Origin of the sequence: Streptomyces sp. Rer75 (assembly GCF_013414305.1) — a bacterium.
Classification (GTDB): Bacteria; Actinomycetota; Actinomycetes; order Streptomycetales; family Streptomycetaceae; genus Streptomyces; species Streptomyces himastatinicus.
Genome location: NZ_CP058693.1, coordinates 9,385,185 through 9,398,986, shown reverse-complemented (window position 1 = coordinate 9,398,986; position 13,802 = coordinate 9,385,185). Strand labels below are relative to the sequence as shown.

Here is a 13,802-nt window from a genome sequence, read left to right as displayed (position 1 = left end):
CGGTCGGCCAGCACGGCGTCGGTGGGGGCGCGCCACGCATGGGCCGCGATCCGCCGGTAGGTCTCCTCGGCCTCGTGCACCGTGCTCACCGGGGCGGCTCCCCGGTCGGGCGGCTCCGGCCGCCTCGGCGGCCTTGGGGGGCGGGGTCGGGGTCGGGGGCGTTCTCCTCGGCCCAGATGCCGCGGACGTGGCCGAGGTGGCGGCGCATCAGGGCCTCGGCGCCGTCCGCGTCGCCCGCCTCGATGAGGTCGAGGAGTTCGGCGTGTTCGTGGGAGGAGTCGAACAGGGCGCTGCCTTCGGTCAGCGTGCGCAGTCCGTAGAGCCGGGAACTGGTGCGCAGCGAGCGCACGGTCTCCACCAGCCTGCTGTTCCCGGCCTGTTCCAGCAGGGTGAGGTGGAATTCCATGTCGATGGTGACGTGGGCGATGAAGTCGCGGCGGTTCGCGGCCTCCTCGATGCCCGCCGCCAGCGGCCGCAGCCGCGCGATGACCTCGGGGGCGACGCCCGCCTCGGTGATCTGCCGGATCACCGGGATCTCGATGAGCGCGCGCAGGTGGGTGATGTCGTCCAGTTCGGCCGCGGAGAGGTGGGTGACCCGGAAGCCCTTGTTGCGGGCGATCTCGACCAGCCCCTCCTTGGAGAGGTCGAGCATGGCCTCGCGCACCGGGGTCGCGGACACTCCGAAGTGTTCGGCCAGGCTCGGGGCGGAGTACACGACGCCGGGCTTCAGTTCGCCCGAGATCACCGCGCCGCGGAGGGTTTCGGCGATCTCCTCGCGGAGGCTGCGGCGGCCGCGGAGCGAGGGCAGGCGCGCGGTGGCCCCGTCGTCCACGGTCATGCGGTCGGTCTCCTTCATCTGTCGCCCTCGCCGGATTCACCGGACAGGCCGGCCTCATGGGCCTCATGGACGGTACCGGCGATCACGAGATCTTCCCACGCCATTCCCACGCTCTTGAACAGCCGGGGGCGCCCGGAGGCCGCCGCCGGGCCGCCCGGAGTGGTGCGTATCAGGTCGGCGAGGGGCAGCAGTTGGGCGGGGTCGAGCAGGCCGCGGTCGATGACCTGGATGAGGTCGCCCGCCTCCCGGGTGGCGGCGGCGCGGGACTCGACCACCACGGTGGCGTGGCGGACGGTGTGGTCGTCGACCTCCCTGGCACCGGGTTCGTGCGATCCCACGGCCAGCACGGTGGCGTGCGGGGGCAGCAGGGTTCCGTCGAACAGCGGGGTGCGGGCCGTGGTGCAGCAGGCGATCAGATCGGCGTCCGCGACCGCGTCCGGCTCCCCGGCCACAACGCGGACCCCGGCGGTTTCCGGGAAGCCCTCGACCAGTTGGCGTGCCCGCTCCGGGGTACGGCCGACGACGGTGACCTCGGTGAGGGGGCGGATCGCGCGCAGCGCGGCCAGATGGCTGTGGGCCTGCGGGCCGCCGCCGAAGAGCACCAGCCGGGACGCGTCGGGCGGGGCGAGCAGGTCGGCGGCCGCGGCGGACACCGCTGCGGTGCGGAGGTTGGTGAGCGCGACCCCGTCCAGCAGGGCGAGCGGGGTGAGGGTTTCGGCGTCCAGCAGCAGATACTGCCCCTGGATGCGGGGAAGTCCGCGCGCCGGGTTGTCCGGTGCGACGGTGGCCATCTTGACGCCCGCGTAGGCGCGTCCTCGGGGGCTACGGCCCTCGGCGGGCATCAGCAGCAGCTGGCCGTGGTCCACCGGCACCACGGCGCGGGGCGGGTCGGCCTCGGGGTCGAGCCCGTCCCGTAGCGCCTGCTGGAGGGCCCGGATCGCGGCGCGCATGGGCAGGGCGGCGGCGACCGAGGCCGCGTCGATGATCTTCATGGTCGGCTCTTCACAGCTCGAAGCCTTCGGGGAACGGGTCGTCGGGGTCGCGCAGATACTGGGCGGTGCCGGTGATCCAGGCGCGCCCGGTGACGGTGGGCACCACCGCGGGCAGTCCGGCGACCGTGGTCTCCTCGACCAGTCGGCCGGTGAAGTGGGTGCCGATGAACGATTCGTTGCGGAAGTCGGTGTGCAGCGGCAGCAGTCCGCGGGTGTGCAGCTGGGCCATGCGAGCGCTGGTGCCGGTGCCGCAGGGCGAGCGGTCGAACATGCCCGGGTGGATGGCCATGGCGTGCCGGGAGTGCCGGGCGTCCGATCCGGGGGCGGCCAGATACACGTGGTGGCAGCCGCTGATCTCGGGGTTGTCGGGGTGGACCGGGCGGGCCTGCTCGTTGATGGCGGCCATGATGGCGAGTCCGGCGTCCATGATGCGGTTCTTGTGGGCCCTGTCGAAGGGGATCCCGAGGTGGTCCAGGTCGACGATGGCGTAGAAGTTTCCGCCGAAGGCCATGTCGTAGCCGATGTCGCCGAAGGCCGCGGTCTTCACGGTGCGGTCCAGGGCGAGCGCGAACGAGGGCACGTTGCGCAGTGTCACCCCGCGGGCCGCGCCCCGCTCGACGGCCACGTCCACCACGACCAGCCCGGCGGGGGTGTCCAGCCGGATGGTGGTGACGGGCTCCTCGACCGCCACCATGCCGGTTTCGACCAGGACGGTGGCGACGCCGATGGTGCCGTGTCCGCACATCGGCAGGCAGCCGGAGGTCTCGATGAAGAGCACGCCCCAGTCGGCGTCGGGGCGGGTCGGCGGCTGGAGGATGGCCCCGCTCATCGCCGAGTGGCCGCGTGGCTCGTTCATGAGGAACCGGCGGATGTGGTCGAGGTGTGCCATGAAGTACCGTCGCCGGTCGAACATGGTGGCGCCGGGAATCACCCCGGCGCCGCCGGTGATGACGCGGGTCGGCATCCCTTCGGTGTGCGAGTCGACGGCGTGGAAGACCCGGTCGCTGCGCATGGGTTCAGACGAGCCCTTCCGCGAGGGCCTTCTCGGTGGCCTTGCGCACCGTGTCGGCGTGTTCGGCGGTGAGCGGTACGCGCGGGTGGCGGCAGGGTCCGCCGTAGCGCCCGGCGATGTCCATGCTGAACTTGATCGCCTGGACGAACTCGGTCCTGGCGTCCCAGCGCAGCAGCGGGTGCAGGGTGCGGTAGAGCGGCAGCGCGGTGGTGAGATCGCCCGCGGTGGCGGCCCGCCACAGCTCGGCGCAGGCGCGCGGGAAGGCGTTGGGGTAGCCGGCGATCCAGCCGGGCGACCCGGCCACGGCCAGTTCCAGCGCCACGTCGTCGCTGCCGCACAACACGTCGAGCCCCGGGGCCAGTTCATGGATCCGGTAGCCGCGGCGGACATCGCCGGTGAACTCCTTCACCGCCCCGATCAGCCCCTCGTGGTACAGCTCCGCCAGCAGCTCGGGCACCAGGTCGACCTTGGTGTCGATGGGGTTGTTGTACGCCACGACGGGCAGCCCGGCCCTGGCCACTTCCCGGTAGTGGGCCAGCACCGCGCGTTCGTCGGCACGGTAGGCGTTGGGCGGCAGCAGCATCACGGCCGGGGCGCCCGCCTCGGCCGCCTGCTCGGCCCAGCGCCGGGCCTCGTCGGCGCCGTAGGCCGCCACGCCGGGCATCACGGTGAAGCCCTCGGGGGCGGCCTCGACGGCGGTGGTGACCACGCGGGCCCGTTCCTCGGCGGTCAGGGTCTGGTACTCGCCGAGGGAGCCGTTGGGGACGACACCGTGACAGCCGTTCGCCGCGAGCCAGGTGAGGTGTTCGGCGTACCCGTCGAAGTCGACCGCGAGCCTGCCGGCCGGGTCCTCGCGCAGCGGCAACGCCGTCGCGACGAGCACCCCGTGCCATGGCTTGGCCTGTGCGTTCATGCGCCCTCCTCGTCGTGGTGTGGCATGGATTCCGTACCCGGGTTCCTCAGCAGTCCGAGCGGTACCGGCTGGGCGACGGGTCGGCTCGCCAGACCGCGCAGGTCGTCCTCGGTGACGTCGCGTCCGGCGTGGGCGGCGGTCAGGGCGGCGGTGGCATAGCCGCACACCCGGCCCTGGCACAGGCCCATTCCGGGGCGCGCACACAGCTTCACCGCCCGGGGATCGGTGGCCCCCAGCTCCTCCGCCACCTGGCGGATGGCACCGGCGGTCACCTCCTCGCAGCGGCACACGACGGTGTCCTCGGTCAGCCACTCCCGCCACCCGGGCCGCACCGGATACGCCGCGTGCAGCGCTGCGGCGAAGCCGCGCCGGGCGGCCCGGAGCCGCAGCAGCCGGGCGATCCTGCGCGGGTCGGGGCGGGTGCCGGTGGTGGCGTACGCCGCGTGCAGCCCCGCCAGCTCCCCCTCGGTACAGGCGAGTTGGGCTCCGCCGACCCCGCATGCCTCGCCCGCCACATAGACGCCGGGCACGGTGGAGCGCTGCCGGGTGTCCACGCGGGCGGTCAGGCTGCCGTCGGCGTCCCGGTGCATCGCGCAGCCGAGCTGGAGCGGAATCTCGGTCTGCGGGGTGAAGCCGTACCCCACGGCCACCGTGTCGCACTCCAGCCGCCGCCGGGTGCCGGGCACGATCCGCCACCGGTCGTCCAGCCGCGCCACCACCGCCCCGGTGACGGTGTCCGTCCCCTCGGCCCGGACCACCGTGGTACGGGTTCGGTACGGGATCCGGTGGCGCCGCAGCGTCCGCAGGTAGTGGGCGGCCTCGCCGAGTTTGGCGGCGGCGCGCAGGGTGGTGAGCGGGTGGCGGGCGAAGGCGGTGGGCCGTCCGGCCTCGAAGACGCCCAGGACCGTGGCCCCCGCCCCAGCGAGGCCCGCGGCCACCGGCAGCAGGAAGGGCCCGGTCCCGGCGACGACGACGCGCCGGCCCGCGACGACGCCGTGCCCCTTGAGCAGGGCCTGCACACCACCGGCGGTGTAGACGCCGGGCAGGGTCCAGCCGGGGAAGGGCAATTGGCGGTCGTAGGCGCCGGTGGCCACGACGACGGTACGGCTGAGGACTACGCCGGACGCGCCGTCGCCGTCGCTCAGGGCGTGGGTGGCGAAGCCGTCATCAGTGCGCTCCACGTGCCAGATGGCGTGGCCGGGCAGGTGGTCGAGCCGGGCGCGATGGGTGTCCGCGGCCGTGCGCAGCCGCTGGAAGAGGGGCCAGTCGTGGTGCGCGGCGCCGTCGTCGGCGGGGCGGTGGCGCCAGTACTGGCCACCGGCGCGGGGCGCCGCGTCCAGCAGCGCGACCCGGGCGCCGTGGGCCGCCGCGGCGGTGGCCGCGGACAGCCCGGCGGGCCCGGCCCCGAGTACCGCGACGTCGTACGGGACGTCGTACGGGACGTCGTACGGGACGTTCGCCGGTTCAGCAGGCGAGATGGGCACGGCCCGCTCCCTCCTGGGTCTCCACCACGTCCCCCGGCGCGGCCTCGACCAGGCACGCGCGGCGGTTCGGGCGCCCGTTGACGATCACCAGGCAGTCGAAGCACACCCCGATGCCGCAGAACATCCCGCGCGGGCGGCCGCCTTCGCGGGTGCGGCGCCAGGAGCGCTGCCCGTCGGCGATGAGCGCGGCCGCGATGCTCTGGCCGGGCTCGGCCGCGATGGTCCGGCCGTCGAAGCGGAAGGTGAACGGGGTCCGGTTCATGCGGCGGCCTCCGCGAATCGCTCCGGTCGAAACGGTGTGAGGGACAGATCCCGTGCCCGGTCGGTGAGCAGTTGGGCGATCAGATGGCCGGTGGCGGGGGCCAGGCCGATCCCGGCGCCCTCGTGGCCGCAGGTGTGGACGAGGCCCGGGGCACGGGGGTCGGGCCCGATCACCGGCAGGTGGTCGGGGCAGTAAGGGCGGAAGCCCAGATAGCTGCGGAGCAGCGCCACGTCGGAGAGGAACGGGAAGAGAGCGATGGCCTGGTCCGCGAGCTTCCGCAGCACGGGCAGCGCCACCGTGCGGTCGAATCCCACGCGCTCCCGGCTGGCGCCGATCAGGACGGTGCCCGCCCGGGTGCCCTCGACCACCACCGAGGTCTCCAGACCGGCGTCGTCGCTGGCGACGTTGGCCACGTACTCGGCGGTGTACACCTTGTGCCGTACGACGCGCGTCAGCGGCTCGGTGACCAGGATGAACCCCTTGCGGGGTAACACCGGCACCGGTGCCCCGGCGAGGTCGGCGAGCTGCCCGGCCCAGGTACCCGCGGCGTTGACGACCCATCGGGCGTGCAGGGCGGGCAGGGTGGCCGAGTCGGTGCGCACCCCGGTGACGGCGCCGCGCCGGTCCCGGAGGAAGCCGGTCACGCTCACCCCGGTGTGGACGGTCGCGCCCCGGGCGCGGGCGTGCCGCAGCAGATGTGCGGCCGCCAGCACGGGCTGGACCTGCGCGTCCTGCGGGTAGTGGGCACCGCCGGCCACCTCGTGGGTCAGGTTGGGCTCCAGCTCGGCCAGTTCGTCCGGGCGGACGTCCACCGCCTCGACCCCGGCCGTGCGCTGCCGCTCGGTGAGCTGCCGCAGCCCCGCCGCGGTGGCGTCCGAACCGGCCACCACCACACCGCCCTTGGCGTGGTACTCCACGGCGGCGGCCCCGAGGTCGTCCCGGATTTCCCGCCACAGCCGGGAGGACAGCAGCGCCAGGTCCAGTTCGGGCCCGGTCTCCTTGTCGGACACCAGGATGTTGCCCTCGCACGCGCCGGTGGTTCCGCCGCCGATCGCGCCACGCTCCACAACAGTCACGCGCAACCCCGCTGACGTGCAGTAATACGCGCAGGCCGCGCCGATGATGCCCGCCCCGATGACGAGCACATCCGGGGGGCGGGGAATGCCGGGTCGGGAACTCGTACCGGTCATGGCCGGTAGCATGTCATATGGCACTATCCCTGGCCAGGGTGCGGCGACGGCACATGGCTAGAATTCGCCGCCACGGCACCTAGCGAGGGAGGAGTGCACGTGGCTACGGGGGGATGGCAGCCGCCGAACAATCCTGGTCAAGGGGGCGGACCGTGGGGTCCGTCGCCCACACCCGATCCATACGGGCCGCCGCCGCAGAGCCCGTACTACGGCCCGCCGCCGCCGAACCCCTACGGACCGCCACCGCCCGCCCCGTACGGTGTGCCTCCGCAGCCGCCCGGCCCGTATCCGCCGGCCCCGGTGCGCCGCCGTCGGTGGTGGCTGCTCTCGCCGCTCATCCCGCTGGTCCGTTCGGCGAACCGCGTGGCGAAGCGGCTGTTCGACCAGGAGGGCGGCGGGCGGGTCCGGGACCATCTCGTCGACCGGGTCCAGCTCACCCGCTCCGTTCTCGGTATCGTCGCGAGCCTGGCGCTGATCTACATGTACGGGGCGGACGGCGGCTGGAGCGGTGCGGCGACGGACGGTGCCGCCAATCTCTTCGCGACCCCGCTCCTGCTCCTGCTCACCGGCCCGCTGGTCGTGTTCGGCTTCATCCTCTACGCGCCCCCGCACCGGCGCCCGGAGCTGCGCTCCCGGCTGCGCGGCCCGCTCAAGACGGTGGGCTGGTATGTGCTGATCCTGGTGGCCTTCGGCGTCTTCATCTATGTGGTGGGCCAGACGACGCTGCTGCACGGGCTGCACGGCGTGATGCTGTTCGCGGTCGGCCTGCCGCTGATGGTGGGTCTGCCGTGGGCGCTGGTGTTCCTCTTCCTGTCCTCCGCGTACGTCGCGCGCAGCGCCTTCAACACCGCCTATGTGCACGCCGCGCTGCCACCCGTGCTCACCACGGTGCTGGTGTGGTTGATCGCGGGCTTCAACCTGCTGTCGGACGGGCTGCCCAACGGGCCGCTGCCCGCCCAGCTGGCCGCCGCCTTCGGCGGCCCGCTGTCGGTGACCGCGCTGTCGCTGTGGGAGCTGCGGCGGCTGCGTACGCACCACGGCGTGACCATGCGCGGCTGAGCCTTGCGACCGACCCGCCGTCAGGGCATGACGTGTCAGGAGGGTTCCGGCGGCCAGACCCCCGGGGACAGCACGCCGAGCACATAGGCCCGGGCCACCAGCTCCGCGCGGTTGCCGACGCCCCAGCGCCGGGAGAGCCGGGTGAGGTGGTAGTTGACCCCGTCCCCGGTGAGTCCGGTCTGCCGGGCCATCTGGGCGGTGGTGTGGCCGCCCGCGGCGAGCGCCAGGATCCGGGCCTCGATGGGGGCGGCCCGCTCCGTCTCGTCGGGGGCCGGGTCCGCCGTGCCATCGCCCCGCGACCTAGGTTCCTCGCCGAGCACCCGCAGCAGCACCAGCAGCCACATCGGGCTGTCGGTGTCGCTCACGGTGTCCGCGGTCAGTTCGCCGTACCGCCGCGCCCCGTCCGGCGACTGCCACCGCACCTCGATCGGATAGCGGGAGCGGCGTCCGAGCCGGACCGCCTCGACGATGCGGTGCACCTGGGCGGCCGCGTTGGGGTGGAACAGCTCCAGGACGTTGCGCCCCGCCAGTTGCCCGGGGGCGGTGCCCCACTCGGCCGCCATCGCCGGGTTGGCCATCAGGATCTCGCCGTCCGTGCGGCACACCGCGCACGGCACCGGGACCCGGTCGAAGAGCAGCAGCGAGCGGTTGCGCCAGACGACCCAGTCCTCACCGCCGAGGATCTTCCTCGCCTCTTCCGGCACCTCGGGCTCGTCCATGCCGGACCTCGCTCTCGTACGTCACACCTCTTGGCACCGCACTCCTGTTGACACCGCGAACGGCGCGTGCGCAAGTCGATCGCACCATTCGGCACTACAAAATCATGTAGTGCGCCCGGCGAGCGGCCCGGGTCGGCGGGGCGAGGCTGGAGACATCCCCTCGCATGGAAGGCATCGCATCGTCATGACCGAAACCCCCCTCCTTCCGGCCGGGACCGCCGAGGGCGGCAGCTCCGACGGTGTCCCGCTCGTCGACATCTCCGCGCAGACGAACAACACTCCGATCCAGCAGGCCATGGAGCTGACGCGACGCCATGGCCCGGTGCTGCGGCGGCGGCTGCACGGCACCGACGTGCTGTTCGTCAGCGACCCCGACCTGGTGGCGGAACTCTGTGACGACCAGCGGTTCGCCAAGTTCGTCAACCAGTCGCTGGAGAACGTCCGGGAGTTCACCCACGACGGGCTGTTCACCGCGTACAACGACGAGCCGAACTGGGCGAAGGCGCACGACATCCTGATGCCCGCCTTCGCGCTCGGCTCGATGCGCACGTACCACCCGGTGATGCTCCAGGTGGCGCGGCGGGTGATCGACGCCTGGGACGCCCGCGCGGCGAGCGGCGAGCCGGTCGCGGTGACGGACGACATGACGCGGATGACGCTGGACACCATCGGGCTGGCCGGGTTCGGCTACGACTTCGGCTCGTTCGACCGCGCGGAACCGCATCCGTTCGTCAGCGCCATGGTGCGCTGCCTGGAGTGGAGCATGCGCAAGGTGGCGCGCCGCCCGGATGTGGACTACAGCGAGCAGGACGAGGCGTTCCGCGCCGATACGGCGTATCTCACGTCCGTCGTCGACGAGGTGATCCAGGCCCGGGTCGCCGCGGGCGAGTCGGGCACCGACGATCTGCTGGGGCTGATGCTCGGCGCCACGCATCCGTCCGACGGCACCCCGCTGGACCACGCCAACATCCGGAACCAGGTGATCACCTTCCTGATCGCGGGTCACGAGACCACCTCGGGCGCGCTGTCCTTCGCCCTGCACTACCTCGCCAAGAACCCGGGCGAACTGCGCCGGGTGCAGCGGGAGGCGGACGCGCTGTTCGGCGCCGACGCGGACCCGGAGCCGACGTTCGAGCAGGTGGGGCTGTTGCGCTACACCCGCCAGGTGCTGAACGAGGCGCTGCGGCTGTGGCCGACCGCGGCCGCCTTCTCCCGGCAGGCGCGCGAGGACACGATGCTCGGCGGGCGCGTTCCGATGCGGGCCGGGCAGCCCGCCATCGTGCTCACGCCGATGCTGCACCGCGCCGCGGTGTGGGGCGACAACCCGGAGCTGTTCGACCCGTCGCGCTTCGACCCGGAGGCCGAGGCGGCGCGTCCGGTGCACGCTTACAAGCCGTTCGGCACCGGTGAACGGGCCTGTATCGGGCGGCAGTTCGCGCTGCACGAGGCGACCATGCTGCTCGCGATGCTGGTGCACCGCTACCGGCTGATCGACCACGCGGACTACCGGCTCCACGTCAAGGAGTCGCTCACCCTCAAGCCCGAAGGGCTCACCCTGCGGCTGATCCCCCGCACCCCGGAGGAGCGGGCGGTGGCGGCGGCCGCCGCGGTGGCGACAAGCGCGCCCGCACGGGACGCCTCGCTGCCGAGCCGGGTGCGCCAGGACACCGGTGCGCTGCTGCTGTACGGCACCAACTTCGGCACCTGCCGCTCCTTCGCCGAGGATCTGGCCGCCGACGCGGACGGCCTGGACTGCGCCACCGAGGTCGCCCCGCTCGACGCCTACGCGGGCGGGCTGCCCACCGACCGCCCGGTGGTCATCACCGCCGCCTCCTACAACGGGCAGCCCACCGATGACGCCGCCGCCTTCCTGGCCTGGCTGGAGACGGCCGAGCCGGGCGCGGCGGACGGCGTCGCGTACGCGGTGCTCGGCGTCGGCGACCGCAACTGGGCCGCCACCTACCAGCGCGTGCCGACCCTGATCGACGAGCGGCTGGCCGCCCTCGGCGCCACCCGGCTCATCGACCGGGCCGCGGCCGACGCCTCGGGCGATCTCAGCGGCACGGTGCGGGACTTCACCGAGCGGCTGCGCACCGCGCTGCTGGAGCGCCACGGCGACCCGGCCACCGTGGGCGCTGCCCCGGCCGCCGACGCCGCGGACGACGGCCCGGCGTACACCGTCACCGAGGTCACCGGCGGGCCGCTGGACGGTCTGGCGCGGCAGCACGGCATGGTGGCGATGGAGGTCACCGAGACCGGCAGCCTCAGCGATCCGTCGTATCCGCGCGTCAAGCGGTTCGTGCGGCTGGCCCTGCCCGAGGGGGTCGCGTACCGCACCGCCGACCACCTCACCGTGCTCCCGGCGAACGACCCGGAGCTGGTGACGCGGGCCACCAAGCTGCTGCACGCCGACCCGGAGACCGTGCTCAGCATCGTGTCCGCCCGCCCGGCCCGCCGCGGCGGTCTGGCGGTGGACCGGCCGGTCACCGTACGGGAGTTGCTGACGCACCACGTGGAGCTGAATCACCGTCCGAACGCCGAGCAGCTGGCCCTGCTCGCCGAGCTGAACCCCTGCCCGCCGGAGAAGGCGGCGCTCGCCGCGCAGACCCCCGGTGAACGCACCCTGCTGGACCTGATCGAGGCCAACCCGGCGCTGCGCGAGACGCTGACCTGGCCGGTGCTGCTGGAGCTGCTGCCGCCGCTGCGGCCGCGCCACTACTCGATCTCGTCCTCCCCCGCCGTCTCACCGCGCCACGTCGATCTGATGGTGTCGCTGCTGCGCGACGAGACGAGCGGTTTCCAGGGCACCGGCTCCGGCCATCTGAACGCGGTGCGGCCCGGGGACACCGTGCTCGCCCGGGTGCAGCCCTGCCGGGACGCGTTCCGCATCGGCCACGCGCCGGACCGGCCGGTCATCATGGTGTCCGCCGGTACCGGGCTCGCCCCCTTCCGCGGCACCGTCGCCGACCGGCGGGCGCTCGTGGAGTCCGGCACACCGCTCGCCCCGGCGCTGTGCTACTTCGGGTGCGACGCGCCCGACGCCGACTATCTGCACAGCGAGGAGCTGCGCGCCGCCGAGGCCGTCGGCGCGGTGTCCATGCGCCCGGCGTTCAGCCAGGCCCCGGTGGACGGCCACCGCTTCGTCCAGCACCGCATCGCCGCCGACGCCGCGGAGATCTGGCGGCTGCTGGCGGAGGGCGCCGAGGTGTACGTGTGCGGAGACGGCGCCCGGATGGCCCCCGGGGTGCGGGAGGCCTTCCGGTCGGTGTACGCGGCCCACACCCCCGGCGCCGACGAGGCGGCGGCACAGCGGTGGCTGGACGCCCTGATGGCCGAGGGCCGCTACGTGGAGGACGTCTACGCCGGGTGACCGCGACCCGGCTCAGTCACCGGTGGGGCGGGCGCGCACATGCATGCGCTCGCCCTGGGCGCCGAAGAGGCTGAGGAACTCGACGGGCTGTGCGCTCGCGCTGGCGAAGCCGTGGGGCGTACGGGTGTCGAACTCGGCGGCCTCGCCCGAGGTGAGGATCAGATCGTGCTCGCCGAGGGCGAGGTGCAGCCTGCCGGAGAGGATGTACAGCCACTCGTACCCCTCGTGCACCGCCTGCGAAGGCCGGACGTCGGCACCCGTCTTCCGGCCGGGCAGGATCTGCTTGTAGGCGTGCAGCCCGCCGAGGTAGCGGGTCAGCGGCACGAACGTCTGCCCGTGCCGGGTGAAGGGGCGCGGATGGATGCGGGGGTCGCCGGTGGGCGGCGCGCCGACCAACTCGTCCAGCTGGACGCCGTAGGTCTTGGCCAGGGGCAGCAGCAGTTCCAGGGTGGGCTTGCGCTGCCCCGACTCCAGCCGCGAGAGGGTGGAGAGCGAGATCCCGGTGGTCTCGCTCAGCTGGGCCAGGGTGGCTCCGCGCTCCCGCCGCAACGCCCGCAGCCGCGGGCCGACGGCGTTCAGCACCTCGGGAATGTCGTCGTCTGCCATCCCCCCATTTGCCGGTGCGGCAAGTAGTTTTGTCAAATTTTCGTGATCACCGCTGATCACCAGGTGACGGGCAGCTCATGGGCCCCGTAGATGACCATGTCGCTGCGCATCCGCACCTCCTCCGGCGCCACCGCGAGCGCGAGGTCCGGGAACCGGCCGAGCAGTCCGCGGTAGCCCGCCGCCAGCTCGATCCGGGCCAGGTTCGCGCCGAGGCACTGGTGGATGCCGTACCCGAACGCGAGGTGGCTGCTGCGGGGGCGGCCGACGTCGAGCGTGTGGGGCTCGTCCACCAGTGCGGGGTCCCGGTTCGCGGCCGGGACCGAGACCGCCACGCTCTGGCCGGCCGTGACGGTGACGCCGCCGATCTCGACGTCCTCCAGCGCGATCCGGACCGGGAAGGCGTTGACGATGCTCAGGTAGCGCAGCAGCTCCTCGACGGCGCCGGGCACCAGCGCGTCGTCCTCGCGCAGCCGCCGCATCTGCTCCGGGTTCTGGAGCAGGACGAAGGTGCCGAGGCTGAGCATGTTGGTGGTGGTCTCGTGGCCGGCGATCAGCAGCAGCGCCGCCATGTTGTTGATCTCGACGTCGGACAACTCACCAACGGAGGTGAGGTAGGAGATCAGATCGTCCTGGGGGGCGCGCCGCTTGGCGGCGGTCAGCTCGCCGATGAAGTCGGTGATCGTCCGCATCCCCCGGTCGAACTGGCCGCCCGACTGGTCCTGGACCAGGACCTGCGCGCTGGCCCGCTGGAAGGTCTCGCGCTCCGCGTAGGGCACGCCGAGCATTTCGCAGATCACCAGCGAGGGGACCGGCAGCGCGAAGTGCTCCACCAGGTCGGCCGGTTTCCCCGCGGCCTGGAGGGCGTCCAGGCAGTCGGTGACGATGCCGTCGATGCGGGGTTCGAGGGCGCGCATGCGCCGTACGGTGAAGTAGCGGGTGAGTAACCCGCGATAGTGGCCGTGTTCGGGGGCGTCCATGCTCAGGAACGACCCCGGCCCGTTGCCGCGGTTCTCCCGGACGGTCTGCGAGACGGGCCGCACCGTGTCGTCGCCGCGCCACCGCTCGGCGCTGAAGCGCGGATCCCGCAGCACCTCCCGGGCCTCGTGGTATCCGGTGACCAGCCATCCCGTACTGCCGCCGACGAACCGGAGCGGGCTGATGGCGGGGCCGGTGATCAGTGCGGGCGCGGGGTCGACGTAGTTGGCGCGCTGTCTGGGGTACGGCGGGGCCTGGTGGGGCGCGGACGACGGGGCACTCACGATGGTCCTCCTCGGCAGCAGCCTGCGGACTCTTCCGGGGAACGCCGTGCGGTCCCCCGGGCACCATGCCCGAGGTGCGAACTGGATCACAAGGGTGC

12 protein-coding genes are annotated in these 13,802 nt (G+C 73.1%); 2 read left to right on the top strand and 10 right to left on the bottom strand.

The window, feature by feature from the left end; genetic code table 11:
• Positions 1 to 85: 85 nt before the first annotated feature.
• Genes HYQ63_RS39860 through HYQ63_RS39830 form a run of 7 tightly spaced genes read right to left on the bottom strand, consistent with a single transcriptional unit; the run spans position 86 to position 6,691 of the window.
• On the bottom strand, positions 86 to 838 hold the full coding sequence (locus HYQ63_RS39860) for a GntR family transcriptional regulator (RefSeq protein ID WP_257232464.1): 753 nt from the start codon (positions 836 to 838) through the stop codon (positions 86 to 88).
• Positions 839 to 852: 14 nt separating this feature from the next.
• A complete protein-coding gene (locus HYQ63_RS39855) occupies positions 853 to 1,830 on the bottom strand; it encodes an ornithine cyclodeaminase family protein (RefSeq protein WP_179938745.1) in 978 nt (325 codons plus the stop codon).
• Between the two features lie 10 nt (positions 1,831 to 1,840).
• The gene (locus tag HYQ63_RS39850; RefSeq protein ID WP_179938743.1) at positions 1,841 to 2,842 is read right to left on the bottom strand and encodes a proline racemase family protein; all 1,002 of its coding nucleotides are present in this window, start codon (positions 2,840 to 2,842) and stop codon (positions 1,841 to 1,843) included.
• Positions 2,843 to 2,846: 4 nt separating this feature from the next.
• Positions 2,847 to 3,755 (bottom strand): dihydrodipicolinate synthase family protein, encoded by a 909-nt coding sequence (locus tag HYQ63_RS39845; RefSeq protein WP_179938741.1) that lies wholly within the window; start codon positions 3,753 to 3,755, stop codon positions 2,847 to 2,849.
• Entirely contained in the window at positions 3,752 to 5,239 is a 1,488-nt protein-coding gene (locus HYQ63_RS39840; RefSeq protein WP_179938739.1) for an NAD(P)/FAD-dependent oxidoreductase, read from the bottom strand. The genes HYQ63_RS39845 and HYQ63_RS39840 overlap by 4 nt, the downstream gene beginning before the upstream one ends.
• On the bottom strand, positions 5,220 to 5,501 hold the full coding sequence (locus HYQ63_RS39835) for a (2Fe-2S)-binding protein (protein ID WP_179938737.1): 282 nt from the start codon (positions 5,499 to 5,501) through the stop codon (positions 5,220 to 5,222). Before HYQ63_RS39835 ends, HYQ63_RS39840 begins: the two co-directional genes overlap by 20 nt.
• On the bottom strand, positions 5,498 to 6,691 hold the full coding sequence (locus HYQ63_RS39830) for an FAD-binding oxidoreductase (RefSeq protein ID WP_257232463.1): 1,194 nt from the start codon (positions 6,689 to 6,691) through the stop codon (positions 5,498 to 5,500). Before HYQ63_RS39830 ends, HYQ63_RS39835 begins: the two co-directional genes overlap by 4 nt.
• Positions 6,692 to 6,991: 300 nt before the next feature.
• On the opposite strand from HYQ63_RS39830, the gene HYQ63_RS39825 reads away from it, so the two are divergent.
• The gene (locus tag HYQ63_RS39825) at positions 6,992 to 7,750 is read left to right on the top strand and encodes a hypothetical protein (protein ID WP_257232462.1); all 759 of its coding nucleotides are present in this window, start codon (positions 6,992 to 6,994) and stop codon (positions 7,748 to 7,750) included.
• A gap of 35 nt (positions 7,751 to 7,785) precedes the next feature.
• Here the strand turns inward: HYQ63_RS39825 and HYQ63_RS39820 are convergent, their stop codons facing one another.
• A complete protein-coding gene (locus HYQ63_RS39820; RefSeq protein ID WP_179938731.1) occupies positions 7,786 to 8,469 on the bottom strand; it encodes a PAS domain S-box protein in 684 nt (227 codons plus the stop codon).
• 184 nt (positions 8,470 to 8,653) lie between these two features.
• On the opposite strand from HYQ63_RS39820, the gene HYQ63_RS39815 reads away from it, so the two are divergent.
• Positions 8,654 to 11,839, top strand: coding sequence for a cytochrome P450 (locus HYQ63_RS39815; protein WP_179938729.1), 3,186 nt, complete (start codon positions 8,654 to 8,656; stop codon positions 11,837 to 11,839).
• A gap of 12 nt (positions 11,840 to 11,851) precedes the next feature.
• Here HYQ63_RS39815 and HYQ63_RS39810 read toward each other — a convergent pair whose 3' ends face one another.
• Both HYQ63_RS39810 and HYQ63_RS39805 read right to left on the bottom strand, forming a co-directional pair.
• Positions 11,852 to 12,445 carry a helix-turn-helix transcriptional regulator gene (locus HYQ63_RS39810; RefSeq protein ID WP_179938725.1) on the bottom strand — a complete coding sequence of 198 codons (594 nt, stop codon included), beginning with the start codon at positions 12,443 to 12,445 and terminating at the stop codon, positions 11,852 to 11,854.
• Positions 12,446 to 12,501: 56 nt separating this feature from the next.
• Positions 12,502 to 13,704 carry a cytochrome P450 gene (locus HYQ63_RS39805; protein ID WP_179938723.1) on the bottom strand — a complete coding sequence of 401 codons (1,203 nt, stop codon included), beginning with the start codon at positions 13,702 to 13,704 and terminating at the stop codon, positions 12,502 to 12,504.
• Positions 13,705 to 13,802: the final 98 nt, after the last annotated feature.

Bases quoted from the DNA above. Each gene is read 5' to 3' on its own strand.
- HYQ63_RS39855 (WP_179938745.1), bottom strand. From the start codon at position 1,830: ATGAAGATCATCGACGCGGCCTCGGTCGCCGCCGCCCTGCCCATGCGC.
- HYQ63_RS39850 (WP_179938743.1), bottom strand. From the start codon at position 2,842: ATGCGCAGCGACCGGGTCTTCCACGCCGTCGACTCGCACACCGAAGGG.
- HYQ63_RS39860 (WP_257232464.1), bottom strand. From the start codon at position 838: ATGACCGTGGACGACGGGGCCACCGCGCGCCTGCCCTCGCTCCGCGGC.
- HYQ63_RS39835 (WP_179938737.1), bottom strand. From the start codon at position 5,501: ATGAACCGGACCCCGTTCACCTTCCGCTTCGACGGCCGGACCATCGCG.
- HYQ63_RS39815 (WP_179938729.1), top strand. From the start codon at position 8,654: ATGACCGAAACCCCCCTCCTTCCGGCCGGGACCGCCGAGGGCGGCAGC.
- HYQ63_RS39810 (WP_179938725.1), bottom strand. From the start codon at position 12,445: ATGGCAGACGACGACATTCCCGAGGTGCTGAACGCCGTCGGCCCGCGG.
- HYQ63_RS39845 (WP_179938741.1), bottom strand. From the start codon at position 3,755: ATGAACGCACAGGCCAAGCCATGGCACGGGGTGCTCGTCGCGACGGCG.
- HYQ63_RS39820 (WP_179938731.1), bottom strand. From the start codon at position 8,469: ATGGACGAGCCCGAGGTGCCGGAAGAGGCGAGGAAGATCCTCGGCGGT.
- HYQ63_RS39830 (WP_257232463.1), bottom strand. From the start codon at position 6,691: ATGACCGGTACGAGTTCCCGACCCGGCATTCCCCGCCCCCCGGATGTG.